This window comes from Acinetobacter sp. I-MWF, from assembly GCF_025433935.1.
Classification (GTDB): Bacteria; Pseudomonadota; Gammaproteobacteria; order Pseudomonadales; family Moraxellaceae; genus Acinetobacter; species Acinetobacter guillouiae.
On sequence record NZ_JAMBAR010000001.1, the window covers coordinates 3,924,923 to 3,950,000 of the forward strand.

A 25,078-nucleotide genomic window follows, 5' to 3' on the forward strand; every position below is an offset into this window, starting at 1 on the left:
CGGCTTATTTTGACGAAAATTTTTCAATGAAAAAAGGCACAATTTCAGTGGCCTTAATTTCATATTGTTCTGCTGTCGCAAGTTCTTTGACTAAAACTTGCTGCGCTACAGCCTCACGCTCACCAAAGATCAAAGCATAGATGGCACCCGATTGATCTGCCTTCTTCATTTGACTCTTCATTGAACCCTGTGAACCTGTTTTCAAGCGAATTGTACTATTTACAGCTTCAAGTTGATCACGAATTTGTTCAGCCAATACCAAAGCCTGACCTTGTGTTGCAGGATCTGACAGCAAGAATAACTCACATTCACGCACAGGTGTATTGTCTTCAACTTGTTCAAGAAGCAATAATAAACGTTCCATACCCATGGCAAAACCAACTGCTGGTACAGATTGATCAGGCTTACCTTTCAGCTGTCCAACCAAACCATCATAACGACCACCCGCACACACCGTTCCTTGAGAACCTAAATGTGTCGTTGTCCATTCAAAAACAGTTTTGTTGTAATAGTCTAAACCACGGACTAGTTTTTGATTGATGACAAACTCAATACCCGCATCAGTTAAATACTGTTGCAATTGAGCAAAATGATTCAAACTGTCTTCTTTTAAGAAATCATGCAATTTAGGTGCATTTTCAAGAATTTGCTGAGTTCGTGCATCTTTCGAATCTAAAATTCGCAATGGATTGGTGGTTAAACGACGTTGCGAATCTTCATCCAAATCAGCGTGATGCGCTGTAAGAAATTCAACCAATGCAGCACGATACTCTGCACGTTCATCAGACTCGCCCAAGGTATTTAGTTCAAGTTGAACTTTATCTGCAACACCCATGCGTTTCCATAAACGCGCAGTCATGAGAATCAGTTCAGCATCTTGATCAGGTGTCGATACACCAAAAGTTTCTACACCAAATTGGTGAAACTGGCGATAACGACCTTTTTGTGGTTTTTCATAGCGGAACATTGGTCCAACATACCAAACACGTGGATTTGCACCACGGAGTAAGTTATGTTCCAACATTGCACGTACACAACCCGCTGTGCCTTCTGGACGCAAAGTTAAAGATTCAGGTGGATTACCCTTATCGAAGAAAGTGTACATTTCTTTTTCAACGATATCAGTTGCATCACCAATTGAACGCTTAAACAGATTGGTATGTTCAACCACCGGCAAACGGATTTGCTGATAACCGTATGCATCCATAAGCGATGCTAAATGCTGCTCAAGACGTCTCCACGCAGGTGTTTGCGATGGGAGAAAGTCATTAAAACCTTTAATTGCGACAATTGAACTCATGATGAACTACGAATAATCTCTTTAGCTTTAGCTTTTTCAAGCTCTTGAACACGTTGACGAACCATGCTTTCGATTTCATCAACCAACTGATTTGTATCTATTAAGTGACTCTTTTCGCCATTACGATACACGAGTGAGCGCGGACTTGCACCGACTATACCAATATCAGCTTCTTTTGCTTCACCCGGACCGTTAACTTTACAACCAATGACAGACACATCCATTGGTGTACGAATATCTTCTAAACGCTCCTCTAAAGCCTGCATCACTTTGATCACGTTAAATTCCTGACGTGAACAGCTTGGGCAAGCAATAAAGTTAATCCCATTTGAACGAAGGCTCAGGGATTTTAAAATATCAAAACCAATTTTTACTTCTTCTTCAGGCTCAGCCGCCAATGAAATACGCATGGTGTCACCAATGCCATCCAACAGCAAACCACCTAAAGCAATCGCAGATTTCACTGAACCCGTACGATAGATCCCAGCTTCGGTTACACCTAAATGTAATGGATTATCAATTTGTGCAGATAATAAACGATAAGCATCCATTGTTAAAAATACATTTGATGCTTTTACTGAAATTTTAAACTCATGGAAGTTTAAACGATCCAATATGTCGATATGACGCATTGCAGATTCAAGTAATGCCTGACCTGTCGGCTCACCATATTTCTTTTGGATATCTTTTTCTAAAGATCCAGCATTGACACCAATACGCATAGAAATATCGTGATGACGTGCAGCAGCAACCACTTCACGAATCTTGGCTTCAGAACCAATATTCCCAGGGTTAATCCGCAAACAGTCTGCGCCCATGTCTGCAACTTTCAATGCGATTTTATAATCGAAATGAATATCTGCAACCAATGGTACCGTGACACGTTTACGAATTTCACCAAAAGCTTCAGCAGCTTCCATAGTCGGTACCGATACCCGCATAATGTCCGCACCAACATCTGCACAGCGTTGAATCTGCGCAACTGTTGCATCGACATCACAGGTTTCAGTATTGGTCATACTTTGAATACTGATCGGTGCATCACCACCGACATACACTGAACCTACACGTATTTTACGTGTAGGACGGCGCTTGATTGGATTCTCAATCATGATCTTATCTACTCTTGCCCATTAACGTGACAAACGGAATTCTGCTTTTCCGTTCACTGTATATGGAGACAATGAAATCTGTTCATTATTAAGGCTTAATGACACAGCAGTTGCATCATCGAGACGAATTTGGAATGGTGATTGGCCATTAACGGTTAAAGCAGCCGACTGGCGACCAGTCGCCAAAACTTTTCCTGTACTATCTACAATATGTACAGAAGTTGGATGACTGAAATTCAATACCATTTGATCACCTGAAGTCGCAGTTGCATTGTTTAAATTCAACACTTCTACTTCTGAGGCTTGTGGTTTGGCATCGACATCAGCGCTTTTACCCGATGTCATTTTTTGAATTCCAGCAATCACAGCCCAAATCACCGCAAGCGCAACAATGGCAATTAAAATTCGCTTTAACCATTTTTTATTACGATCACTGTTTGATCCAGGCAATTTCCCCATAATCTTGATTGGGGAGTTGTTCAATGCATGGTTTGGCAAAAGCCCAGTATCATTTTGATAAATTTCATCAAAGCGTTGAATGATTACCGTTGCATCAACACCTAGAAACTTGGCATATGAACGATAATAACCTTTAATAAAGGTTGCTTCTGGCAAAGACTTATATTCATCTTGTTCCAATGCTTGTAAGGTTTTTACAGGCATTTTTAGTTCGTTTGCAACATCTTGAATGTCTAGGTTTTTGGAGACTCGAATTTGACGCAAATACTCACCTGGACGTTGAACATTTCCTAAGCCATTAGATGCTACGTTTGAACCTGTAGGTTGCTGTGAATTAGGATTTACTTCCATACGGCCTCAGTACTGTACTGTAATTGCAGATAACGTTGATATTCTTTACTGTCCGGGAACAATGCACGCAGTTGGTTGACCAACACTTGCATTCCCATCTGATCATTATTGGCACGTGCAATACGTAAACCAATCCAAAGCGCTCTCGCACCCTGTTTGTCCTGACCTACTAAACGAACATATTGCTCATAGAGTTGACTTGCTTGCGCACTTTTTTGTTGCAAATAGAAAATTTCTGATAACTCTACCAGAGAAATAATCGAATCGCGATTGACTTGTAAAGCTTGTTTGAATGCTTTTTCAGCATTTGCCACATCACCCACTTTTAAGTAAACCCGACCTAAATTTTCTAAAGCCTTGTAACGCTGATCATAGCCAAGCGCAGCACCAGCTATACTCAATTGTTCAATCGCGTCATTATAGCGCTCAGTAACAAATAAATATGTTCCATAATTATTACGAGCTTGTGCATTTTTTGAGTCACTGGAAATCGCACGCTTAAAATAGCCGTCTGCTTTTTCCATACTGATCTTACTGCCTTCTTGTTGCAGTAAGACACCCATCATCATATTTGCCGCAGAATCACGTGAATCAGTTTCTAAAGCTTGGTCTAGTGCGCGTTTTGCAGCATCTAAATCACCTGTACGAATATATTCAGCAGCAAGCTGAGTACGTACTTTAACGGCTTTTTCAGGATCTTTTTTTATTATTGTGTCTGAATTTGTCGTTTGACAACCCTGTACGACCAATGCAGATAAACCAATTGCCAATATTACAACTGCTTTTTGATACATCGATTTTCTCAAAGTCAGCCCCTGATTATTTGTTGATATAAATGTATGTCTACAAATCTTTAAGCTTATGAACGAATAATCTCACCACGTTCAGCAACTTTCTTTTTCCACTGCTCTGCACGACGGGTACGATCTGCCACTTGCCCGACCAACTGCCCACATGCTGCATCAATATCATCACCACGTGTCTGACGAATCGTACACACAAAACCTGCATCAGACAAAGTTTTTTGGAAAGAAATAATACGATTTCGACTTGAACGGCCATATGGCGCATGCGGAAATGGATTAAATGGAATCAAATTAATTTTACTTGGTAAGTTTTTCAGTAACTTAATCATTTGTTGTGCATGTTCAGGATGATCATTCACTCCTTCCAACATCACATATTCAATAGTGACATGTTTACGAGAGCTTTCATTACCATCTTTGGCAATATAACGCTGACATGCAGCAATCAATTGTGCTAATGGATATTTTTTATTAATCGGCACCAATTCATTACGTAATTCATCATTTGGCGCATGTAAAGAAATCGCCAAAGCCACATCTATATCTTGTGCCAATTGGTCAATTTTCGGTACAACACCTGAGGTTGATAATGTAACGCGACGTTTAGACATGCCGTAAGCAAAATCATCTAACATGATATTCATTGAGCTTAATACAGCATCATAGTTGAGTAATGGCTCACCCATTCCCATCATCACCACATTGGTCACCGAGCGTTCACGTTCAGCAACAGGCACTTCTTCCATATAAGAATAGTTGGCCACCCATAACTGTCCAATGATTTCATCGGGGGTTAAATCACGCTGAAAACCTTGCTTTCCTGTTGAACAGAATGAGCAATCTAAAGCACAACCCACTTGTGATGAAATACACAGTGTTTTACGTGAACCTGTTTTATCTTCTGCTGGAATCAATACCGTTTCAACCAAAGAGCCAGCACCATCGCCAACACGGAATACCCACTTACGAGTTCCATCTTTCGAATAGTTACGATGCACCACTTCTGGCGCTTTGATTTCACAAATTCTTTCTAGTTTTTCACGCAATTTTCCTGAAATATTGGTCATTTCAGCAAAATCAGTGATAAAAAATTGATGCATCCATTTCATTACCTGCCCAGCACGGAATTTTTTCTCGCCGATTTCTTCGAAGAATTTTTCCAATTGCGGACGTGACATGCCAAGTAAATTCACTTTCTGCACATTTGCAGTCTGAATACGATCAGCCTGTACAGATTTTGATGATGCAGGCTGCTGTTCATCTAGATTTAACGATGAAGCGACAACTTCAGAATTCATGGGGATTACCTAAATCATGCCGTAGTAATAAAACATATTGACCAATATTTAGCCAAATAAAGCAACAAAAATAAAAAAACCAGACAAGTAGTATATCACCTATCTGGTTTCGGGTCTGTTATCAATTCATAAATCGGAGATTTATTCGTGTAGAAAAAGAGACCCTAGATACGTCGAATTAACGAGTACGTGGGCAAACTTCAGTTTGAGCGAAGAAGTAATTTACTTCACGGTCAGCAGATGCAACTGAGTCAGAACCATGCGCAGCATTTTCATCGATGCTTACAGCGAAATCTGCACGGATTGTACCAGGAGCAGCTTCTTTAGGGTTTGTAGCACCAAGAATTTCACGGTGAGCAAGAACTGCGTTTTCACCTTCAAGAACAGATACTACAACTGGACCAGAAGTCATGAATGCAACAAGGTCACCAAAGAAACCACGTTCTTTATGCTCAGCATAGAAACCTTCAGCTTCTGCTTTAGAAAGGTGTTTCATTTTAGTCGCAACGATTTTAAGACCAGCTTTTTCGAAACGAGCAAAGATGTCACCAATGTGGTTTTTAGCAACTGCATCTGGTTTTACGATAGATAAAGTACGTTCAATAGCCATGAGTGGCTCCTTTAGTCAAATTGACACGAAAATTTGGGCGCATTATACCGAATAATGAACAATTTTCTGCTTTTAATCTGTAAAAAATTTGGATTTTTCGATGCGCTGTGACGTTTAGCATCATTCAGCAACATCTCAAGCCATTAATTCGCTTCATCAATCCATGCCATTTGAATGGCTTCTAGCAGACCTTCAGTCGATTTGGTTGGATCATCACTAAATTCTGGCAATGCACAAATCCATGCATGCATATCGGTAAAACGCACCCATTGTGGATCCACATCTGGATGCGCTTCACTGAGTTCAATTGCGATATCAATTGTATCTGTCCAACGTAAGCCCATATCAGGTCTTCCTTTGCTCAATTTAATTCTGCTACTGTATCAAATCTCAATTCATTCAGAAATAAATCATTCTAGACATTTACAAGATTCACCACGGATTCAAGCGTTTAATTTACAAGACGGATTGAATTGAGCCAATTATTCAAAGTTAAAACCTTGATGATCAAAATCATCAGATTCTTTAAAAATAAAATTACAGACCAGCAGTAAGTAAACCATCATAACATCACTCCTAAATATGGTGCGCTTAACACAATCAAACTCGCGACACTTGCACCAATCAGTGCGCCAACAATGACATCGCTTGGATAATGCAGACCCAAAACCATCCGAGATAACGCCACAAGAATGGTAAAAGGCATCATAATGAACAACATAACTGGTTGAATATAGCCAAACACAATAGTGACCATGACCGCATGTAACGTATGACCTGACGGAAAGCTAAAATGATCCAATGGTCGTTCACCCAGAATAATGACTTGATGAACTTGATAAGGTCGTGGTCTCACTGTTTTGTGTTTTAAGAACTTATAAATTCCTGTTCCTAAAAGACCCATAACAACGACATAGAGAAGTTGCAGACCATAGATCCAGCTCTTTTGTAGCCAAATCAGAACCAACATTGCGCACCAGAAAGGACCATCTCCCAAACGGCTCACAGTTTTAAAGAACGTCGCAATACTTTGGGTATGCGATAAATTATTGAGATATAAACAACCTCTAAGATCGAGATCGAGCATTTTTATTTTGGTATTTTTAAAATTCATTTTCCACTCTCCTCTCATTATTTGAGATGAACTAGGTCAGTCGTTTTGCATACTGCGTTACCTGGTATAGTGCTTCTTCGAATTGTTGTACAGGATGTTGCCATCCGATGCTTTGCACATCATGCATCGCTTGTTGCCCGAAACGTTTGAGTGTGCTGTTATCTGGAATATCTAATACATGTTGAGTGAATTGCTTGATGTCTCCAATTGGACATAACCAGCCATTCTGCGCATGTCTGCCATGAAGTTGAGCGCAGGCATAGTCATAAGCAATAATCGGTAAACCACTCGCCATCGCTTCGATAACGACATTCCCAAAGGTTTCTACCTGACTTGCAAAAACAAAAACATTTGCACTCGCATAGGCTTCAGCAAGTTGTGTGCCAGTTAGACTGCCCATAAAAATCACATGTTCAGCACCCGGCATTTTTTCTAAACGACCACGATCTGGACCATGCCCTACCAGCACCAGCTTTACTTTTCGTTGTGCTTGTTGTCGCAGTTCAGAATAGGCATCAATCACCACATTGACTTCTTTTTCAGAAGACAAACGCCCAACATAGATCAAGACTGTGGTGTCTTCATCTGCACCCCACTGTTGTCTCAACTGTTCGGAGTAGCGTTGTGATGAAAAGCGTTCTGTATCAATTCCTCGCCCGACCACAACCAATGGACAGGTCACACCAAACTCACGTAATGCCTGTTCTGTATCACGGCTTGGCACACAAGTCAGTTGCGTTGCGTTATGGAACCATCGCAAATAACTTTGAATCGGTTTGACCAAGAACGCTAAATCAAAAAAGCGGCTAAATTCTTGGAATTGTGAATGAAACCCACTTGATACCGGAATTCGTCGTGTCTTTGCCGCATGCAGCGCAGTAAAGCCTAAAGGCCCTTCAGTCACGATATGTACCACATCAGGTGAAAATGCCGAAATTGCTTGAGAGACTTTTAGAAATTGGGGCCAGCCAAACTTCATGTCTGGATATTTCGGAATTGATTGCCCAGTCACCAAGCACTCTTTATTCGGGCTAAAGTCTTGACATTGGGTCTTTTGTGCAGGGCGAATTAGTAATATTTTATGGCCTTGGTTCTGCAAGCCTTTACACAGTTGCATTAAAGACAAAGCAACACCATTAATTTCTGGTGGCCATGTTTCAGTCACGATTGCAATTTTCAGTCGAGGTCGGGATAAGTCACGAATAAGATGATCTTTATTCGTATCGATTTTTTTCTTGTTTGGATTGAAATAAAATTTAAAGTTATCGGGAAAATCTTGTTGTTTAAATTGCAAGGTGTTCGCGTACGGTTTATTCATACGATACCTAATCTCTTCATTTTTGAATAGATTAGGCTAAGTTTTTGACATTTTAATGATTATTTAATGACAGTTTTTTGACCATTATCAATTTTCATCAGAAATACGATTTAACAAACCATTCTGAACTTGATAAAGCTGTCCATTACCAAAATCAATTTGTTGTTTTTCACCATGTAAACTTGGGAAACCAACAATTTTTTCAAGTTGTGGAGAACGTTGAAATTGTTGTGTTTTTGGATTGTACATCCAGTAGATATAGCGTTTATCATCGACTGTACGACCTTGTGACAAGTCCGACACAATGACATCATAATAACCATCAAAATTAATATCCATATAGCCAATACTGTTTGGATAACCAGTAAAACCTGTCAAGCTCTGTACCACTGTATTATTGGTTTTATTTAACACATCAACACGCTTTAAGGTTTTTCCATAAGGGCTATTGGCATCATCCTGACCATAAAATTTAAAGATAAAAACGGGTTTATTGGAGACTTTAAACGCAGGCTCAAACTGTATCGACTGCCAAGCAGTATTTGGTTTCTTTAACAATGATGCTTTAAACACGCCTGTGTTTGCATTTAATAGGCCAGTTAATTGATCACTACCAGTTGCAGAAGAATCTGATTCAGCAGCGATCGACTTTAAATCCAACTGATCAGCTTTTTGTGTCCCTTTAAAATCTGTTGTTGTACCATCCATTAAATCCGTCAGCACACCGTGCGGATGGGCAATCCCCGCATAAAGGTTCATAAAGTATCGACCTTCACTCGACTTGAGCATACGTTGCATCGATACGCGTACACCACTCAACGGTTTTAGAGCAGTGTTGCTCGAAGTGGGCTGCGTTTCAGCAAAACTAAAGCATGAAATAGACAAAGTCGTCATTGCGATGAGAAGTTTAGATTTCATGCTTGAATACCACGTTTAACCAGAATCAATAATGTGTAATTTATCACAAAATAAATTTTTATTAGTTAAAAATTGCTACCCTAAAGATGGTTTTACAAAGTGCGATTTAGACGCGACCAATTGGCTGTTTGGCAACATGACCTTTTTTCTTTAACTCATCAATGTAGTTTAATTCATTACGCGCTTTTGCATCCGAGGGATCAACCTTTAAAACTTTATTAAAATATTGAGTAGCTTCATCTAGTTGATTTAATTCAATCAAACTCACCCCTAAACTACGTCTTACACTCTGTTGAATCGCCAATCTTTTTTCTTCAGGCTCAAGCAAATACAGATGCTGTTCAGCAGCTTTATAGCTTTCCAATGAGGCTTGCCACTGTTTTTGTGCTTGCTGGATAAACCCTGCCTCTTTTAAATACTCACTATTAAAAGGTGATAGCATTAAAGCACTTTTTAACTGCACTTGAGCATTCTTTAGATCATTCATTTCAATAAAGGCATAAGCGGCTTGAAAGTATAAGTCCGCCCAACAACTTGAAAAAACTCGAATATTTTTTTGCTTTCCTATATCAAGCATCAGGTATAGCAAGGTTTCAGCTGTTCCATTGGCTGCATAGAGAGTATCTTGGCTATTGTTTTGGTATTTTTCAAAATACTGAATTGCTGTCTGTAATGCTGCAATGGCCTGTTGTGGATGCCCCGCATTTAAAGACTGCTTGGCTTTTTCTAAAGCATTGTACGCAATCTTTTCATCGAGTACTTTATTTTGGGTATTTTGAACTTGATCATAATTCTGCCTAGATTTTTGCATAGAATCATCTACGCTCGCATTCTGCGCATATACGGGATATATAGCACTACAACCAAGCATACTGATGCTGACTAAATATGTTTTTAATATCATGTTATTTTCTACTTTATTATTAACTTTAGCTAAAATATAGCATAAAAAAACCCACTCAAAAGAGTGGGCTTTGATAAAAACTAAAAATTAGTTCTTTTCTTTATCTACGATTTTGTTGGCTTGAATCCAAGGCATCATCGCGCGTAATTTACCGCCAGTCACTTCAATACCGTGAGCTGCGTTTTGACGGCGACGAGCTGTCATAGATGGATAGTTCAATGCACCCTCTTGGATGAACATCTTCGCATATTCACCTGATTGGATACGTTTAAGTGCATTACGCATCGCTTCACGTGATTGCTCGTTGATCACTTCAACGCCAGTCACATATTCACCGTATTCAGCATTGTTCGATACTGAATAGTTCATGTCCGCAATACCGCCTTCAAACATTAAATCAACGATTAATTTAAGTTCGTGCAAGCATTCGAAATAAGCCATTTCAGGTGCATAACCCGCTTCAACAAGCGTTTCATAACCCATTTTAACCAATTCTACAGCACCACCACAAAGTACTGCTTGCTCACCAAATAAGTCAGTTTCAGTTTCTTCACGGAATGAAGTTTCGATGATACCTGTACGACCACCGCCTACACCTGAAGCGTAAGAAAGTGCAACGTTACGTGCATTACCAGAAGCATCTTGATGAATCGCGATAAGATCAGGTACACCTGAACCACGTTGGAATTCTGAACGTACAGTATGACCTGGTGCTTTTGGTGCAACCATGATCACGTCTAAATCTTTACGTGGAACAACTTGGTTATAAAGTACAGCGAAACCATGTGCAAATGCTAAAGTCGCACCTTCTTTGATGTTTGGTTCGATCACGTCACGATAAAGCTGTGATTGAAACTCATCTGGTGTCAAGATCATCACTAAATCAGCTTGAGCAACAGCAGCTGGAACTTCAGCAACTTTAAGGCCTGCATTTTCAGCTTTTTTCCAAGAAGTAGAACCAGCACGTAAACCAACAGTAACGTCTACACCTGAATCTTGAAGGTTTTGCGCGTGAGCATGACCTTGTGAACCATAACCAATGATCGCTACTTTTTTACCTTGGATGATAGATAAGTCGCAGTCTTTATCATAAAAAATTTGCATTGCTGTCTCCGCTAAAATGCTGTGTTTCCTCTTCCTATCCTGAAGATTATTGTTTTGAATCTTCTAGTCTAAGTCCCTCTCCTATTGCGAGGAGAGGTTATACATGAGGGAATAAAAAATCAAATAATTAATTACTGGTTGAGGTGCAACTAGAGTGAAAGAACCTTTTCACCACGAGCAATACCAGATACACCAGAACGAACAACTTCTAAAATTGTGTTTTCTGCAAGTGCATCAATAAAGCCATCAATTTTTTCAGTTGTACCCGCAATCTGAATGGTATAAGTCGTTGGTGTAACATCAACCACTTGAGCACGGAAGATATCCGCTGTGCGCTTAATTTCAGCACGTGCAGAACCCAATGCTTTGACTTTAATCAGCATCAGTTCACGCTCAATGTGCGCGCCTTCTGACAAATCAACCACTTTAACCACTTCAACCAATTTATTCAGCTGTTTGGTGATTTGCTCAATTTTATGGTCATCACCATAGGTGGTTAATGTCAAACGTGACATGGTTGGATCTTCAGTTGGTGCGACATTTAAAGTTTCAATGTTATAACCACGTTGAGAGAACAACCCCACTAAACGAGAAAGCGCACCAGCTTCGTTTTCAACGAGTACAGAAATAATATGTCTCATTCAGTACGCTCCCCTTTAGACAACCACATATCTTGCATAGATTGACCTGCAATAAGCATCGGATATACATGCTCGGTACGATCAACCATCACGTTAATGAATACACATTTATCGTTAATCGCCATTGCTTCTTTAAGCTTAGATTCAAGCTCATCCGCATGGTCAATCTGGATACCTACATGCCCGTAAGCTTCCATCAATTTTGGAAAATCTGGTAATGACTCAACATAAGAACTTGAATGGCGTCCTTCATAGTTCATATCTTGCCATTGTTTTACCATCCCCAAAGCACGGTTGTTCAAGCAGAGAATTTTCACATTTAAGCCATATTGCTTACATGTAGAAAGCTCTTGGATACACATCTGAATCGATGCTTCACCTGTGATACACACTACTTGTTGATCTGGGAATGCAAGTTTTGCAGCCATGGCATAAGGTAAACCTACACCCATTGTGCCTAGACCACCTGAGTTGATCCATTGACGTGGACGTTTGTATTTGTAATACATCGCACCAAACATTTGATGCTGACCAACGTCAGAAGTAATGATCGCCTCACCATTGGTTACCTTGTCTAATACTTCAACCACTTGTTGTGGTTTCATCACACCATTTTCACCTGGCGCATAACGCAAACCATGTACTTTGCGCCATTCGTTGATTTGTGACCACCATGCAGAGATATCTTCAGGGTTTGGCTTAGAAACATTCATTTGTTTCAATTGAACCAACATCTCTTGAAGTACTGGCTCTACCGCACCCACGATTGGGATATGCGCCATAATGGTTTTTGAAATCGTCGCTGGGTCGATATCAATATGAATCACTTTCGCATTGGTACAGAACTTCGCTGGATTATTGGTTACGCGGTCATCAAAACGCGCACCGATCGCCAAGATAACATCAGCATTATGCATACTCATATTGGCTTCGTATGTACCATGCATACCCAACATACCCAAGAATTGCTCATCATCGCCTGGGAACGCACCCAAACCCATCAGCGTATTGGTCACTGGGTAATTCAATAAATGTGCCAATTCAGTCAGTAATGCAGAAGCATTGCCTTGAACAACACCACCACCCGTATAAATCACAGGGCGCTTGGCATTAATCAGCTCATCAATGGCTTTACGAATTTGACCTGAATGACCGCGGTGAGGTGGCTGATAAGAGCGCATCTTCACTTTTTCAGGATATTCATAAGCAAATTTGTCGACAGGATTGGTTACATCCTTCGGAATATCGACCACAACAGGACCCGGACGACCTGAAGCAGCAATATAAAATGCTTTTTTAATAACAGCAGGAATTTCACTTGCATGACGCACTTGGAAACTATGTTTTACGATCGGACGAGAAATACCGACCATATCTGTTTCTTGGAATGCATCTTCACCAATAAGATGGCTGGCAACCTGTCCAGACAAAATCACCATTGGGATTGAGTCCATATAGGCTGTAGCGATTGGTGTTACAGTGTTGGTTGCGCCAGGTCCAGAAGTGACCAGCACTACACCTGTTTTACCCGTCACACGTGAGTAAGCATCTGCCATATGACCAGCAGCTTGCTCATGACGTACGAGGTAATGATTGATTTTATCTTGTTTAAATAGCGCATCATAAATATGTAATACTGCGCCGCCTGGATATCCAAAAACATGTTCAACGCCTTCGTCCGCCAATGCACGAACGAGCATTTCACCACCAGATAAAAGTTCCAACGTATTCACCCTAATCTTTATTCCACAGCGCTATGGGAGACACAGGCCGTGTTTCATTCATTGATTGTGCGCTCTGTTATAGCACACATATTTACTAGTTTTTGCAGCAATAAAAAAATAAATCGTCACGCAGCTGTTTGAGCTGTATGAATCACTGAAATATGTTGGGATAAACATGCTTCGGTAGAGTCATTTTCTCGGCTTAGAGAAAATGTTATTGCTTGCTTTGATATTTTTACTCGAAGGGTGATCGAAAAAAACATCTGAAACTAAAGCAAGCATTTTTGTAGTTTTAGCGAACAAAGTCAAGGTTTCTATCAGGCTTTTTATTGTTTATTTACCAAGCGTTTATTTTTAAAACTATTCCTTTTTTTTGGTTGTCTTATAAATAAAATTTTCAAAGACTTATAAGCCAATAAAATTGCAAAAGAATTATTTAAAATTTTATTTTTCTGTATAAAATAAATACGATTTCAAAAATACCCAGATCAAGCGAAAACAATCCGATGTATATTAGATAGCAGAATGATTTTTCGTTTTCATCTGAATAAAAAATGACTCAAAGGTTTTATAAAATGAAACAACGTCAACGCTTTGCACACACGGTTTTTGTATCGACAATTTTTGCCTTATTCTCTATGGTTGGGGTCAGCGCCAGTCATGCAAAACAGTATTATAAATGGGTAGACAGCAAAGGCTCTACCCATTACACCACCACACCGCCACCGAAGAATGCGCGCAGCCAAAGTAAGGTGAACACTTATGGCTATCATGGAGATTCGAGACCTACCAACCCAGCACCAACAGCACAGCCAAATACCTCACAAAATCAGCCACAAAATGGGCAACCTCAAGGTACTCAACCTGTAACCCCAGCACCAGTGGTTAATCCACCGAATACTCAACAGCCCAATGTCGCACCACAAAATGAGCAAAATACTCCTCCTAGCCTTACGACGCCTCAATAATTAAATTAAAAGTAAAATCACAAGTTTTTCAGATTTAAAAGCGCGCAAAATTCACTTTTAGATGGATTTTGCGCTATGCTGTGTGCACAGTTTTTTAACCATTATTCTCAAATACATTTATGACTACTCATATTGACCCTGAATATCAAGCAAATGCGATTGAGCCTCAAGTCCAAAAAGACTGGGAAGATCGCAAATCGTTTAAAGTTGCCGACACTGTAGAAGGTCCACGTCGTTATATCCTCTCGATGTTTCCTTACCCAAGCGGCAAACTGCATATGGGTCATGTGCGTAATTATACTATTGGTGATGTGATCAGCCGTTTTCACCGTCTCAAAGGTGAAACTGTGCTACAACCAATGGGTTGGGATGCTTTCGGCTTACCTGCTGAAAATGCAGCGATTGCCCATCAAGTTGCGCCAGCAAAGTGGACCTTTGAAAATATTGCATATATGCGCGATCAATTGAAGAAACTTGGTCTATCTGTCGACTGGGATCGCGAATTTGCCACCTGTACACCAGAGTATTACCACTGGGAACAATGGTTATTTGTACAGCTCTATAAAAAAGGCTTGATCTATCGTAAGTTGTCTACAGTAAACTGGGATCCTGTAGACCAAACTGTTCTTGCAAATGAACAAGTTGAAAATGGACGTGGCTGGCGTTCAGGTGCATTGGTAGAAAAACGTGATATTCCAATGTATTACTTCCGTATTACCGATTATGCACAAGAATTATTAGACGATTTAGATACCTTAAAAGACGGTTGGCCACAACAAGTTTTAACCATGCAACGCAATTGGATTGGTCGTTCAACGGGTATGGACATTACTTTCCCGTCAGCAAATCCTGAAGCTTATGCAGATGGTTTAACGGTTTATACCACACGTGCCGATACCTTGATGGGGGTAACTTATGTTGCGGTTGCAGCTGAACATCCTCTAGCGCTCAAAGCTGCTGCGATTCAATCTGAAGCAGGCAAGCCAGAACTTGCTGCCTTTATTGAAGAATGTCGTATGGGTTCTGTTGCAGAAGCGGATCTTGCGACTGCTGAGAAAAAAGGCATGGCAACAGGTTTATCAGTTAAACACCCTGTTACGGGTCAAGATATTCCTGTTTGGATCGCAAACTATGTATTGATGTCATATGGTTCAGGCGCGGTGATGGCCGTTCCAGCACATGATGAACGTGATTTTGAATTTGCCAATAAATTCAACTTACCAATCAAACAAGTCATTGATGCCAAAGGCTCAGATGATGCTGAATACTCTGCTTCAGAATGGCAGGAATGGTACGGTTCTAAAGAAGGTAAATTGGTCAATTCAGCTGAATTTGACGGTTTAGACTTCCAAGCTGCTTTTGATGCATTCCTAAGCAAATTAGAACCACAAGGTCTTGCCAGCGCTAAAGTTCAATTCCGTTTACGTGACTGGGGTGTTTCTCGTCAACGTTACTGGGGTTGTCCAATTCCGATGATCAACTGTGATAAGTGTGGTCAAGTCACTGTTCCAGAAGATCAACTGCCAGTTGTTCTTCCAACAGATGTGGTTCCAGATGGTTCAGGTAACCCTTTAAATAAAATGCCTGAATTTTATCAAACAAAATGCCCAAGCTGTGGTGGTGATGCACGTCGTGAAACCGATACTTTGGATACCTTTGTAGAGTCATCTTGGTATTATGCACGTTATGCTTCTCCTGATTTCACGGGTGGTTTAGTTAAACCTGAAGCTGCAAAATCTTGGTTGCCTGTAAACCAATATATTGGTGGTGTAGAGCATGCAATCCTACATTTACTTTATGCACGTTTCTTCCATAAACTTATGCGTGATGAGGGTGTGGTACAAGGCAATGAACCATTTACCAACTTATTGACTCAAGGTATGGTTTTAGCGGATACCTTCTATCGTGAAGCGGAAAGTGGCAAAAAAACTTGGTTTAATCCTGCGGATATTGAGTTAGAAAAAGACGAGAAAGGTCGTGTACTTTCTGCTAAATATTCAGGTGACGGTCAAGACGTTGTGGTTGGTGGTCAAGAGAAAATGTCGAAATCGAAAAATAATGGTATCGACCCACAAGCGATTATTGACCAGTACGGCGCGGATACCGCACGTGTATTTATGATGTTTGCTGCACCACCAGATCAATCTTTAGAATGGTCTGATGCTGGTGTTGAAGGTGCAAACCGTTTCTTAAAACGTGTATGGCGTTTGGCAGCAGGCTTCCTTGAAAAAGGCAACCATGCAACAGCAATTGATGCTTCGAAACTTTCCACTGAAGCACAAGACCTGCGTCGTAAGACCCATGAAACAATTCAAAAAGTGGGTGATGACATCGAACGTCGTCATGCATTCAATACCGCAATTGCAGCTTTGATGGAATTACTCAACGCCAGCAATAAGTTTGAAGCAAAAGATGACAATGATGTTGCTGTAGCACGTGAAGCGATTACCACTTTGCTGACTTTACTTGCACCATTTGCACCACACTTAAGTCAGACCTTATTGACTGAGTTCGATATCGATTTAACTTCGGTACTGTTCCCTACGGTTGATGAGTCTGCATTAACACGTAATACACAAACGATCGTAGTTCAAGTCAATGGTAAGCTTCGTGGCAAGTTAGAAGTCTCTGTTGATGCATCGAAAGATGAATTATTGGCATTGGCTAAAGCGTTACCTGAGGTTCAGCAATTCTTAACAGGTCCAACCAAGAAAGAAATTGTGGTTCCAAATAAGCTTGTGAATTTGGTGGTTTAATTCCTGCTTAAATCCCCTCTCCTTCTAGGAGAGGGTTAGGGAGAGGTCATTCCCCTCATCCTAACCTTCTCCCTAAGGGGAAGGGACTTTAGTAGAATAAACAAAACCCAAACAAAGCCCGTTGTCATTCAACGGGCTTTGATTCTAAAATGGCGTGAATTTATAAAGATTAAATATTCCATATCCAATGGAATTTCATGAGGACAAAGCATGCATTTAGTTCAACGTGTTGCTGCAGTTGTATTAACTTTGGGTCTGAGTGCGGGCTTAGTAGGTTGTGGCTTTCATTTAAAGGGCACCAATGCCCAAGCAACGCCTTTGGTTTACACCAAATTACAACTGGTGTTACCAGCGAATACTGAAGATCTTGAAAAGAAACTCAGTGTTTATTTAACTGCGACAGGTGTCCAACTGAGTAATTCAAGTGATGCTTATGTATTACGAGTATTAGACTACAAACCCGTTCGTCATGAGTTAAATGGTAAATTGGTAGAAACACTACTCCGTCTAAGTGTTACTTTCCAGATTGAAGATAAACAAGGGAATCCGATTACTGAACCTCGAACCTTAAATGCATCTCGTAGTTATCAATATGATGTTGCAACGGTCAACACAGATGATCAACAATATAAATATCTGAGCCAAATTTTGATTGATGACATTGCACAACAAATGTCGCGTCAAATTGCAGCCAACCGCTTACCTAAAGCACGTACTCTTTCGAACCAACCTGTAGCGCAATAATTCTATGAAACTTGACTATTTACAAGCCCTTAAACGTGTTGATGAAGCGCGAGGTGTTTGGATTTTACATGGTCAAGAACCACTTCTAGAACAAAACCTACTCGATGCTTTAAGAAAAAGCTGGGCAAAACATGAAGTAGAAAGACAACGCTATGATCTCAATAGCGTTTCCGACTGGAAAAATGTCTTTAATGCTTTGAATAGCTTATCTTTATTTTCTCAAAATCTGGCACTTGAAGTCCATGGTAATATCAAACCCGATGCCAATGGACTCAAACAACTCAAACACTATATTCAACATAATGAACACAACTTGCTTGTGATCATTATGCCCAAACAAGACTCAAGTAGTCTAAAGTCAAGTTTCTTTCAAACTGTTGAAGCCAATGGTGTTGTGATTGCTTTAACCGCAAATTACCCGCAAGACCGTCAACGAATATTGTCAATCGAAGCAGATCAGCTCGGTGTCCAATTAAATCAAGATGCCTGGATCTGGCTTGAACAACATCATGAACATAATCTTTTGGCTGCCAAAAACAGCCTGATGCGTGTTGCCGATACCTTCCCAGATCAAAAACAGATTTCAATTGAACATTTACAAGAATGTTTACAGGATCAATCACGTTATAGCACCTTTGATTTAAGTGATGCATTGATTGCTGGAAACTTGGCACTTTCGATTAAAATTTTCCAATATCTTGTGGAGTCAGGCGAACCCAACAGTTTAATTTTATGGACAATTAGTAAAGAAATGCGTCTTTTGATGCAGTTGTATGAACAACCACAAAATGCCTTACAGCTCGGTATTTGGAAAACCAAGATTTCTTTGTATCAACAAGCACTTAGACGCTTAAATCCACATTCATTTTTAACTTGGCCACAATTGTTATTGCGTGTAGATGCTGCAATCAAAGGACTCAGCAAAGAAAGTCCAGAACACATCATTCAACAAAGTATTGCTGAGTTATGTGGAAAAACTTTATTTATCAATGCTTAGGTAAATATTATACAGAATAATTCTCATTTCCATTTATTTTAAAAAATTCACGCTTTATCCTTATTTAATCATTATAATTTGATCAATTTTTCTCTCAGCCCAATTATCGCTATGCCAAAAATAAAACCAGCCAAAGCCATTCTTATAGCGGTTTGTCTTGCCATCATTGCCGCAATCGCATGGTATGTATTAAAGCCTAAAAATACACAACCGCAGTATATAACCTCAGAAGTCACACGTGGTGATATTGAAGATGCAGTTCTTGCAACAGGTGATTTAGAAGCAACCAAGATGGTGAGCGTTGGTGCGCAGGTTTCGGGTCAAGTTAAAAAAATGTACGTCAAGCTAGGTGACCAAGTTAAACAAGGTCAACTGATTGCACAAATTGATTCAGTGCGTCAAAGCAACGATTTAAAAACAGCTGAAGCAAGTATTAAAAATCAACAGGCTCAACTGACAACCAAACAGGCGACTTTAGCCAAAGCTGAGGCAGAATATAACCGCCAAAAAAATATGTTTGCACAAGATGCAACGTCTAAAGCAGATTATGACAGTGCCTTAGCCGCATTTAAAACAGCACAAGCTGATATTGCTTCGATGGATGCACAAATTGAACAATCCAAACTTACACTTGCAACATCACAAGAAAACTTAGGTTATACCCGTATTGTTGCACCTATGGACGGCACCGTGGTAGCCATTGTGACCGAAGAAGGTCAAACGGTAAACGCCAACCAAAGTGCACCGACTATTGTGAAACTTGCAAAATTGGACACCATGACCATCAAGGCACAAGTGTCTGAAGCAGATGTCATGAAAGTTCAAGAAGGTCAAAAAGTTTATTTCACTACACTGGGTGATAGTGAGAAAAAACGCTATGCAACACTGCGTCAAGTAGAGCCAGCACCAGAATCAATTAATACTGAAACATCAAGCAACTCATCTTCATCATCAACAAGTACAGCGATTTATTATAATGCCCTATTCGATGTACCAAACGATGACGGTAAACTCCGAATTGATATGACCGCACAGGTGTATATCATTCTGGCTGAAGCCAAAAATGCACTGACTGTTCCTGCTGCGGCATTACAGTCTTCAAACCGCCCACAACGTGCCAATAAATCCGCAAATGGCGCATCTGGTGCAAATTCAACTCGTTCAGCATCTGCACCTCAAGGTCAAGCAAATAAAAATGGACAAAATGCTGCTGATCGCCCAGAACGCCTTGAACTCACAGCAGATGAAAAGACTTTGATTGATCAAGGTAAAGCTTCGGTTTCGATTGTTCGCGTTTTACAGGCAGATGGTAGCGCTCAACGTAAACAAGTTTTAATTGGTTTAAATAACCGTGTAACTGCCCAAGTACTGCGTGGCCTCAATGAAGGTGATCAAGTTGTACTAGCAGATGGTTCAGATACATCCAATGACTCTGCAAAACGAAGCAATAAAAACAGTGGCCCAATGAGACTCTAAGCATGGATCAGAACAATCATCAGATCAAACCTCTACTTGAGGTCAGTAATCTGATTCGTGAGTTCCCTGCGGGTGAATCCACTATTCAGATTTTAAAGAGTATTAACCTTAAAATTTACCCCGGTGAACTGGTTGCTATTGTTGGGCAATCTGGTTCGGGTAAATCGACATTGATGAATATCTTGGGATGTTTGGATCAACCCACATCAGGTAGTTATCAAGTCAATGGACGTGAAACAGGTCAACTTGAACCCGATGAACTCGCGCAATTACGCCGTGAATATTTTGGTTTTATTTTCCAGCGCTATCACTTATTGGGTGATTTAAATGCCGCAGGAAACGTTGAAGTTCCAGCGATTTATGCTGGTATGGATCCGAGTGTGCGTCAAAAGCGTTCACATGAAATCTTGACTGACTTAGGACTCGGTGAAAAAACTGAAAACCGTCCAAATCAACTTTCGGGTGGACAACAACAGCGTGTTTCAATTGCACGTGCTTTGATGAATGGTGGTGATGTCATCCTTGCGGATGAACCAACTGGTGCACTAGATAAGCACAGTGGTGTTGAGGTTATGCGTATTTTGCGTGAGCTCAATGCTAAAGGTCATACCATTATCCTAGTTACCCATGATATGAATGTGGCAAAAAATGCGACACGTATCATTGAAATCAGTGATGGTAACATCATCGCGGATAAGCCAAATGTTCCTGAACATGATGATGAGATTGATGTTGTTGTCGATCCAGAACCTAAGTCGAATCGTAAAAAGTCATCTAAATGGCGTTCTGCATTAGATCGTTTTGCAGAAGCCTTCCGTATGGCCTTGCTGGCAATGAATGCCCACCGTATGCGTACCTTTTTAACCATGCTGGGTATTATTATCGGGATTGCATCTGTGGTTTCAGTGGTGGCTTTAGGCAATGGCTCACAAAAGCAGATTCTTGATAACATCAGCAGTTTAGGCACCAATACCATTACCGTCTTTCAGGGACGTGGCTTTGGTGATAACTCGAAGACAGCACAGTTTAAAACCTTGGTTCCAGCAGATGCTGAAGCACTCTCAGAGCAACCTTATGTCGAAGCAGTCAGTCCAACAGTCAATAGTAGCGTAACAGCGCGTTTTAAAGACACCGAAGCTTCTGCAACCGTCAATGGCGTCAGTGCTGATTTCTTCTATGTGCGTGGTATGACCTTTAAATCTGGGCAAGCTTTTGATAAAAACAGTATCACTGGGCGAGCGCAGGATGTGGTGATTGATGCCAATACTGAAAAGACTTTCTTTGCAGATGGCACTAACCCTGTAGGGCAAGTGCTGTTATTGGGGAGTGTTCCAAGCCGAATCATTGGTGTGATTGATGCACAGCAAGGCTTTATGGGCAACTCAGACAGTCTCAATGTTTATCTACCTTATTCAACCGTCATGAGCCGAATGTTAGGACAATCCAATGTTCGTAGCATCATCGTGCGTATTAAAGATGAATATCCAACTGCGGTTGCTGAAAATGCCATTTTAAGTTTGTTGGAACAACGTCATGGCGCACAAGATGTCTTTACTCAAAACTCTGACAGTATTCGTCAAACCATTGAACAGACCACACAAACTATGACTTTACTGGTTTCAGCTATTGCGGTGATTTCACTGGTTGTCGGTGGTATTGGGGTAATGAACATCATGTTGGTGTCGGTGACTGAGCGTACCCAAGAAATCGGTGTGCGTATGGCTGTAGGTGCTCGGCAAAGTGACATTCTGCAACAGTTCCTGATCGAAGCTGTTTTGGTGTGTATTTTGGGCGGTATCTTAGGGGTTCTGCTCTCTTTAGGCATTGGACAGTTGATTGGACATATTGCCAAAGGCAGTTTCCAAATGGCGTATTCAAGCACCTCTATCATTGCGGCATTTGTATGTTCAACCTTGATTGGTGTGGTATTTGGATTTATCCCAGCTCGCAATGCAGCACAGCTCAATCCTGTTGATGCACTTTCGCGTGAATAACCGAAGAATAAGGAAATTATTAATGCAAATGAATTTAAGCAAACTTGCAAGCGCCTTGATTCTTGGGAGTTCATTGGTCGGTTGTGCGGCTGTGGTTAAAACCCCATACGAGGCCCCTGCTGTTCAAATTCCAAATGGTTTTGTTTATGACAATGCAAAATCTAAACAAGTTCAGGCAGATTTATATGCAGATCAGTGGTGGACCTTATTTGGTGATGCTCAGTTAAATCAACTGGTCAATCAAGTGATTCAACGCAATGCTGATTTAGCTGTTGCAGGGATTAACTTACAAACAGCCCGTTTAAGAGCTGGCTTAGCGCGAGACCAACAAGGGCCTCGTATTAGTTCTGGAGTATCTACAGGCCATAGCTTTGACCTTCATTCAGGTGATGATGCTGCCAAAGGTCTATCTCTCAGTGCGGGTGTCAGTTATGAAGTGGATTTGTTTGGAAAATTAGCACGTCAAACGGAAGCATCGAAGTGGGAATCTTTAGCCACTGAACAAGACTTACAAGCCACTGGGCAGACCTTAATTGCCACAACCGCAAATTTATATTGGCAATTGGGTTATTTAAATGAACGCTATAGCTCTGCCCAACAAAGCCTAGCTGCTACTCAAAAAACCTTTGAATTGGTGCGTACTCAATATCGCGCTGGCGCAGTTTCAGGACTAGATTTGACCCAAGCTGAGCAATCGGTACAAAGCCAAAAAGCCAGTTTAAGCCAAATTGAACAGCAACGTGTTGAAACACGTACCGCTTTGGCAGTGTTATTACAAATACCTGTGCAACAGTTAAATATTCAAGAACCACAGCAATTACCGCAGATCAGTCTACCCAATATCTCAGCGGGTTTACCGGCAGATATTTTGTCGCGCCGTCCTGATTTAAAAGCAGCCGAATTGCGTTTACGTGAATCTTTGGCGACCAAAGATGCCACCAAAGCCAGCTATTATCCTTCAATCAGTTTGACGGGGAATTTAGGTTCAACCAGCACATCATTGACAAATTTATTGAAAAATCCTGCACTGACTTTAGGCGCAAGCTTAAGCCTGCCGTTTTTACAATATAATGATATGCAAAAGAATTTAAAAATCAGTGAACTGGACTATGAAAAAGCCATTGTTCAATATCGCAATACCTTGTACCAAGCTTTTGCAGATACTGAAAATGCATTGTCAAATCGTACAGAGCTAGATAAACAAGTCGCCTTTCAACAAAAGAACTTGGAACTTGCGGAAAAAACAGAACGTTTGACCAATGTACGTTATCGTAATGGTGCAATTGCTTTAAAAAATGTTTTGGATGCCCAAGAAACCACACGTAGTGCTCGTTTGTCTTTAGTCCAAGCCAAGCAAAGCCAATACAATGCTTATGTCACTTTGATGCAAGCTTTGGGTGGCAGTCCGATTAAGCAATTACCTTAAGAATGTGTTGAGATAAGAAAGCCCTGAGGGGCTTTTTTATTTGATTATTTTTCCAAATGTATCAAGTTGGTATGTTGTCGAAGCATCAACAATATAGGGATCTTTAGTATCAACCTGACATTCATTTTCCACATTCTGAGGCCATTTAGGTTGTTTATCCGCACGAATAAATTTGTTCCGAGTATTCCCTAAAATTTTGATCATTGCTCGTGAGTAGAACGATCGAATTTCACTTTGATAATCTAAAGCAACGATTTCCTTACTGGTTTCTAAAGACTCAGGGTGCACTTCGATATTTAGACAATAACTTAACTTTTCAGAGGGTAGGCGATGAATTACACCTGCTACCTTTTTATTAAAATAAAGTTTCTCAGGTCCATTATTCATATATTCTTTGATAAATTCCCATATCTCCAGTGTCTCTTGTTTTTTATTCTTACTGAGTGCAAAGGCAAAGGTATAAACTATCAAATCTTTGTTATCCTTGATAAACCCTTTGACTTCCCAAAAAGTACCCTCATATCCACCAAGTCGACTATTTAAAATAAAGTCAATTTTATTCCAATCACCTATGAATATTTGGCCACTTACATCATAAACATAGACTTTTTGATTTACTCTGTTGAATCGCATTGGATAATAGTTATAGCCTAATTTTTCATACTTTTTAAAATTCTGATAGCCTTTATAAAAAACATAAAGAATAAAGGAAAATAAAATATGCATTGGAGAAAAAACTACTATAAAAGCTAATAAACTTTCAGCATCACGAATTACTGTAATATAAAAAAATATAAGCCAAACAATTAAAATAACCGGAACTGCTACAAAAAAAACACCGAGCAAATTAAAATAAGAATTCCCTTTCAAGAAAAAGCTATTATTCACACATTCCATATAGGTAGAATTCATTTTTATAAAATTATAGCTATGAGAAATATTTGATTTATAAGTGGCTCTTTTGGAAAGAATGTTGTCCTTTTCTTTTGGGGTTAGATGTCTATCATTCTTATAAACTGGGTATTGTAAAGTGCCATTTAGCATAGTTAACCTATTAA

At 40.2% G+C, this 25,078-nt stretch carries 22 protein-coding genes; 7 read left to right on the top strand and 15 right to left on the bottom strand.

Annotated elements, in window-relative coordinates:
• Positions 1 to 4: 4 nt before the first annotated feature.
• From hisS to M2R48_RS18095, 14 genes are all read right to left on the bottom strand, one after another.
• Positions 5 to 1,300, bottom strand: coding sequence for a histidine--tRNA ligase (gene hisS / locus M2R48_RS18030; protein WP_262087029.1), 1,296 nt, complete (start codon positions 1,298 to 1,300; stop codon positions 5 to 7).
• Positions 1,297 to 2,412, bottom strand: coding sequence for a flavodoxin-dependent (E)-4-hydroxy-3-methylbut-2-enyl-diphosphate synthase (gene ispG, locus M2R48_RS18035; RefSeq protein ID WP_004725885.1), 1,116 nt, complete (start codon positions 2,410 to 2,412; stop codon positions 1,297 to 1,299). Before ispG ends, hisS begins: the two co-directional genes overlap by 4 nt.
• Positions 2,413 to 2,433: 21 nt before the next feature.
• Positions 2,434 to 3,222: a helix-turn-helix domain-containing protein gene (locus M2R48_RS18040; RefSeq protein WP_004816988.1), complete on the bottom strand. Its 789-nt coding sequence runs from the start codon at positions 3,220 to 3,222 to the stop codon at positions 2,434 to 2,436.
• Entirely contained in the window at positions 3,213 to 4,016 is an 804-nt protein-coding gene (pilW, locus tag M2R48_RS18045; protein ID WP_004725881.1) for a type IV pilus biogenesis/stability protein PilW, read from the bottom strand. The genes M2R48_RS18040 and pilW overlap by 10 nt, the downstream gene beginning before the upstream one ends.
• A gap of 65 nt (positions 4,017 to 4,081) precedes the next feature.
• Positions 4,082 to 5,326 carry a 23S rRNA (adenine(2503)-C(2))-methyltransferase RlmN gene (rlmN, locus tag M2R48_RS18050; RefSeq protein ID WP_004725880.1) on the bottom strand — a complete coding sequence of 415 codons (1,245 nt, stop codon included), beginning with the start codon at positions 5,324 to 5,326 and terminating at the stop codon, positions 4,082 to 4,084.
• Positions 5,327 to 5,504: 178 nt separating this feature from the next.
• Positions 5,505 to 5,936 carry a nucleoside-diphosphate kinase gene (ndk, locus tag M2R48_RS18055; protein ID WP_004725878.1) on the bottom strand — a complete coding sequence of 144 codons (432 nt, stop codon included), beginning with the start codon at positions 5,934 to 5,936 and terminating at the stop codon, positions 5,505 to 5,507.
• Positions 5,937 to 6,079: 143 nt separating this feature from the next.
• Positions 6,080 to 6,280, bottom strand: a complete 201-nt coding sequence (gene iscX, locus M2R48_RS18060; protein ID WP_004725877.1) for a Fe-S cluster assembly protein IscX — start codon at positions 6,278 to 6,280, stop codon at positions 6,080 to 6,082.
• A 218-nt stretch (positions 6,281 to 6,498) separates the two neighbouring features.
• Positions 6,499 to 7,050, bottom strand: a complete 552-nt coding sequence (locus tag M2R48_RS18065; RefSeq protein ID WP_004725875.1) for a phosphatase PAP2 family protein — start codon at positions 7,048 to 7,050, stop codon at positions 6,499 to 6,501.
• Between the two features lie 31 nt (positions 7,051 to 7,081).
• Positions 7,082 to 8,368, bottom strand: a complete 1,287-nt coding sequence (locus M2R48_RS18070; protein ID WP_262087030.1) for a glycosyltransferase family 4 protein — start codon at positions 8,366 to 8,368, stop codon at positions 7,082 to 7,084.
• An 87-nt stretch (positions 8,369 to 8,455) separates the two neighbouring features.
• Positions 8,456 to 9,286 (bottom strand): XAC2610-related protein, encoded by an 831-nt coding sequence (locus M2R48_RS18075; RefSeq protein ID WP_262087031.1) that lies wholly within the window; start codon positions 9,284 to 9,286, stop codon positions 8,456 to 8,458.
• 106 nt (positions 9,287 to 9,392) lie between these two features.
• Complete coding sequence (locus tag M2R48_RS18080; RefSeq protein ID WP_262087032.1) at positions 9,393 to 10,190, bottom strand: hypothetical protein; 798 nt, start codon at positions 10,188 to 10,190, stop codon at positions 9,393 to 9,395.
• Between the two features lie 87 nt (positions 10,191 to 10,277).
• Entirely contained in the window at positions 10,278 to 11,294 is a 1,017-nt protein-coding gene (gene ilvC / locus M2R48_RS18085) for a ketol-acid reductoisomerase (RefSeq protein ID WP_004725869.1), read from the bottom strand.
• A gap of 149 nt (positions 11,295 to 11,443) precedes the next feature.
• Positions 11,444 to 11,935: an acetolactate synthase small subunit gene (gene ilvN, locus M2R48_RS18090; RefSeq protein ID WP_004725868.1), complete on the bottom strand. Its 492-nt coding sequence runs from the start codon at positions 11,933 to 11,935 to the stop codon at positions 11,444 to 11,446.
• A complete protein-coding gene (locus M2R48_RS18095; protein ID WP_034612315.1) occupies positions 11,932 to 13,659 on the bottom strand; it encodes an acetolactate synthase 3 large subunit in 1,728 nt (575 codons plus the stop codon). The genes ilvN and M2R48_RS18095 overlap by 4 nt, the downstream gene beginning before the upstream one ends.
• Positions 13,660 to 14,234: 575 nt before the next feature.
• Between M2R48_RS18095 and M2R48_RS18100 the strand changes: the two genes are divergently transcribed.
• The 7 genes from M2R48_RS18100 (at position 14,235) to M2R48_RS18130 (ending at position 24,020) form a co-directional block, all read left to right on the top strand.
• Positions 14,235 to 14,627: a DUF4124 domain-containing protein gene (locus tag M2R48_RS18100; protein ID WP_262087034.1), complete on the top strand. Its 393-nt coding sequence runs from the start codon at positions 14,235 to 14,237 to the stop codon at positions 14,625 to 14,627.
• 119 nt (positions 14,628 to 14,746) lie between these two features.
• Positions 14,747 to 17,383, top strand: a complete 2,637-nt coding sequence (gene leuS / locus M2R48_RS18105; RefSeq protein WP_262087036.1) for a leucine--tRNA ligase — start codon at positions 14,747 to 14,749, stop codon at positions 17,381 to 17,383.
• Between the two features lie 210 nt (positions 17,384 to 17,593).
• Positions 17,594 to 18,127: a hypothetical protein gene (locus M2R48_RS18110; RefSeq protein WP_234624052.1), complete on the top strand. Its 534-nt coding sequence runs from the start codon at positions 17,594 to 17,596 to the stop codon at positions 18,125 to 18,127.
• A 4-nt stretch (positions 18,128 to 18,131) separates the two neighbouring features.
• The gene (holA, locus tag M2R48_RS18115) at positions 18,132 to 19,124 is read left to right on the top strand and encodes a DNA polymerase III subunit delta (protein ID WP_262087037.1); all 993 of its coding nucleotides are present in this window, start codon (positions 18,132 to 18,134) and stop codon (positions 19,122 to 19,124) included.
• Between the two features lie 111 nt (positions 19,125 to 19,235).
• A complete protein-coding gene (locus M2R48_RS18120) occupies positions 19,236 to 20,600 on the top strand; it encodes a MacA family efflux pump subunit (protein ID WP_004725852.1) in 1,365 nt (454 codons plus the stop codon).
• 2 nt (positions 20,601 to 20,602) lie between these two features.
• Complete coding sequence (locus tag M2R48_RS18125) at positions 20,603 to 22,594, top strand: MacB family efflux pump subunit (protein WP_151956583.1); 1,992 nt, start codon at positions 20,603 to 20,605, stop codon at positions 22,592 to 22,594.
• A 22-nt stretch (positions 22,595 to 22,616) separates the two neighbouring features.
• On the top strand, positions 22,617 to 24,020 hold the full coding sequence (locus M2R48_RS18130; protein ID WP_262087039.1) for an efflux transporter outer membrane subunit: 1,404 nt from the start codon (positions 22,617 to 22,619) through the stop codon (positions 24,018 to 24,020).
• A 36-nt stretch (positions 24,021 to 24,056) separates the two neighbouring features.
• On the opposite strand, the gene M2R48_RS18135 is transcribed toward M2R48_RS18130, so the two are convergent.
• Positions 24,057 to 25,064, bottom strand: a complete 1,008-nt coding sequence (locus tag M2R48_RS18135; protein WP_262087040.1) for a DUF6708 domain-containing protein — start codon at positions 25,062 to 25,064, stop codon at positions 24,057 to 24,059.
• Between the last annotated feature and the right edge of the window lie 14 nt (positions 25,065 to 25,078).

What these genes read in the sequence shown, in the direction of transcription:
- hisS (WP_262087029.1), bottom strand. Translation starts at nt 1,300, where the DNA reads ATGAGTTCAATTGTCGCAATTAAAGGTTTTAATGACTTTCTCCCATCG.
- ispG (WP_004725885.1), bottom strand. Translation starts at nt 2,412, where the DNA reads ATGATTGAGAATCCAATCAAGCGCCGTCCTACACGTAAAATACGTGTA.
- M2R48_RS18040 (WP_004816988.1), bottom strand. Translation starts at nt 3,222, where the DNA reads ATGGAAGTAAATCCTAATTCACAGCAACCTACAGGTTCAAACGTAGCA.
- pilW (WP_004725881.1), bottom strand. Translation starts at nt 4,016, where the DNA reads ATGTATCAAAAAGCAGTTGTAATATTGGCAATTGGTTTATCTGCATTG.
- rlmN (WP_004725880.1), bottom strand. Translation starts at nt 5,326, where the DNA reads ATGAATTCTGAAGTTGTCGCTTCATCGTTAAATCTAGATGAACAGCAG.
- ndk (WP_004725878.1), bottom strand. Translation starts at nt 5,936, where the DNA reads ATGGCTATTGAACGTACTTTATCTATCGTAAAACCAGATGCAGTTGCT.
- iscX (WP_004725877.1), bottom strand. Translation starts at nt 6,280, where the DNA reads ATGGGCTTACGTTGGACAGATACAATTGATATCGCAATTGAACTCAGT.
- M2R48_RS18065 (WP_004725875.1), bottom strand. Translation starts at nt 7,050, where the DNA reads ATGAATTTTAAAAATACCAAAATAAAAATGCTCGATCTCGATCTTAGA.
- M2R48_RS18070 (WP_262087030.1), bottom strand. Translation starts at nt 8,368, where the DNA reads ATGAATAAACCGTACGCGAACACCTTGCAATTTAAACAACAAGATTTT.
- M2R48_RS18075 (WP_262087031.1), bottom strand. Translation starts at nt 9,286, where the DNA reads ATGAAATCTAAACTTCTCATCGCAATGACGACTTTGTCTATTTCATGC.
- M2R48_RS18080 (WP_262087032.1), bottom strand. Translation starts at nt 10,190, where the DNA reads ATGATATTAAAAACATATTTAGTCAGCATCAGTATGCTTGGTTGTAGT.
- ilvC (WP_004725869.1), bottom strand. Translation starts at nt 11,294, where the DNA reads ATGCAAATTTTTTATGATAAAGACTGCGACTTATCTATCATCCAAGGT.
- ilvN (WP_004725868.1), bottom strand. Translation starts at nt 11,935, where the DNA reads ATGAGACATATTATTTCTGTACTCGTTGAAAACGAAGCTGGTGCGCTT.
- M2R48_RS18100 (WP_262087034.1), top strand. Translation starts at nt 14,235, where the DNA reads ATGAAACAACGTCAACGCTTTGCACACACGGTTTTTGTATCGACAATT.
- leuS (WP_262087036.1), top strand. Translation starts at nt 14,747, where the DNA reads ATGACTACTCATATTGACCCTGAATATCAAGCAAATGCGATTGAGCCT.
- M2R48_RS18110 (WP_234624052.1), top strand. Translation starts at nt 17,594, where the DNA reads ATGCATTTAGTTCAACGTGTTGCTGCAGTTGTATTAACTTTGGGTCTG.
- holA (WP_262087037.1), top strand. Translation starts at nt 18,132, where the DNA reads ATGAAACTTGACTATTTACAAGCCCTTAAACGTGTTGATGAAGCGCGA.
- M2R48_RS18120 (WP_004725852.1), top strand. Translation starts at nt 19,236, where the DNA reads ATGCCAAAAATAAAACCAGCCAAAGCCATTCTTATAGCGGTTTGTCTT.
- M2R48_RS18125 (WP_151956583.1), top strand. Translation starts at nt 20,603, where the DNA reads ATGGATCAGAACAATCATCAGATCAAACCTCTACTTGAGGTCAGTAAT.
- M2R48_RS18130 (WP_262087039.1), top strand. Translation starts at nt 22,617, where the DNA reads ATGCAAATGAATTTAAGCAAACTTGCAAGCGCCTTGATTCTTGGGAGT.
- M2R48_RS18135 (WP_262087040.1), bottom strand. Translation starts at nt 25,064, where the DNA reads ATGCTAAATGGCACTTTACAATACCCAGTTTATAAGAATGATAGACAT.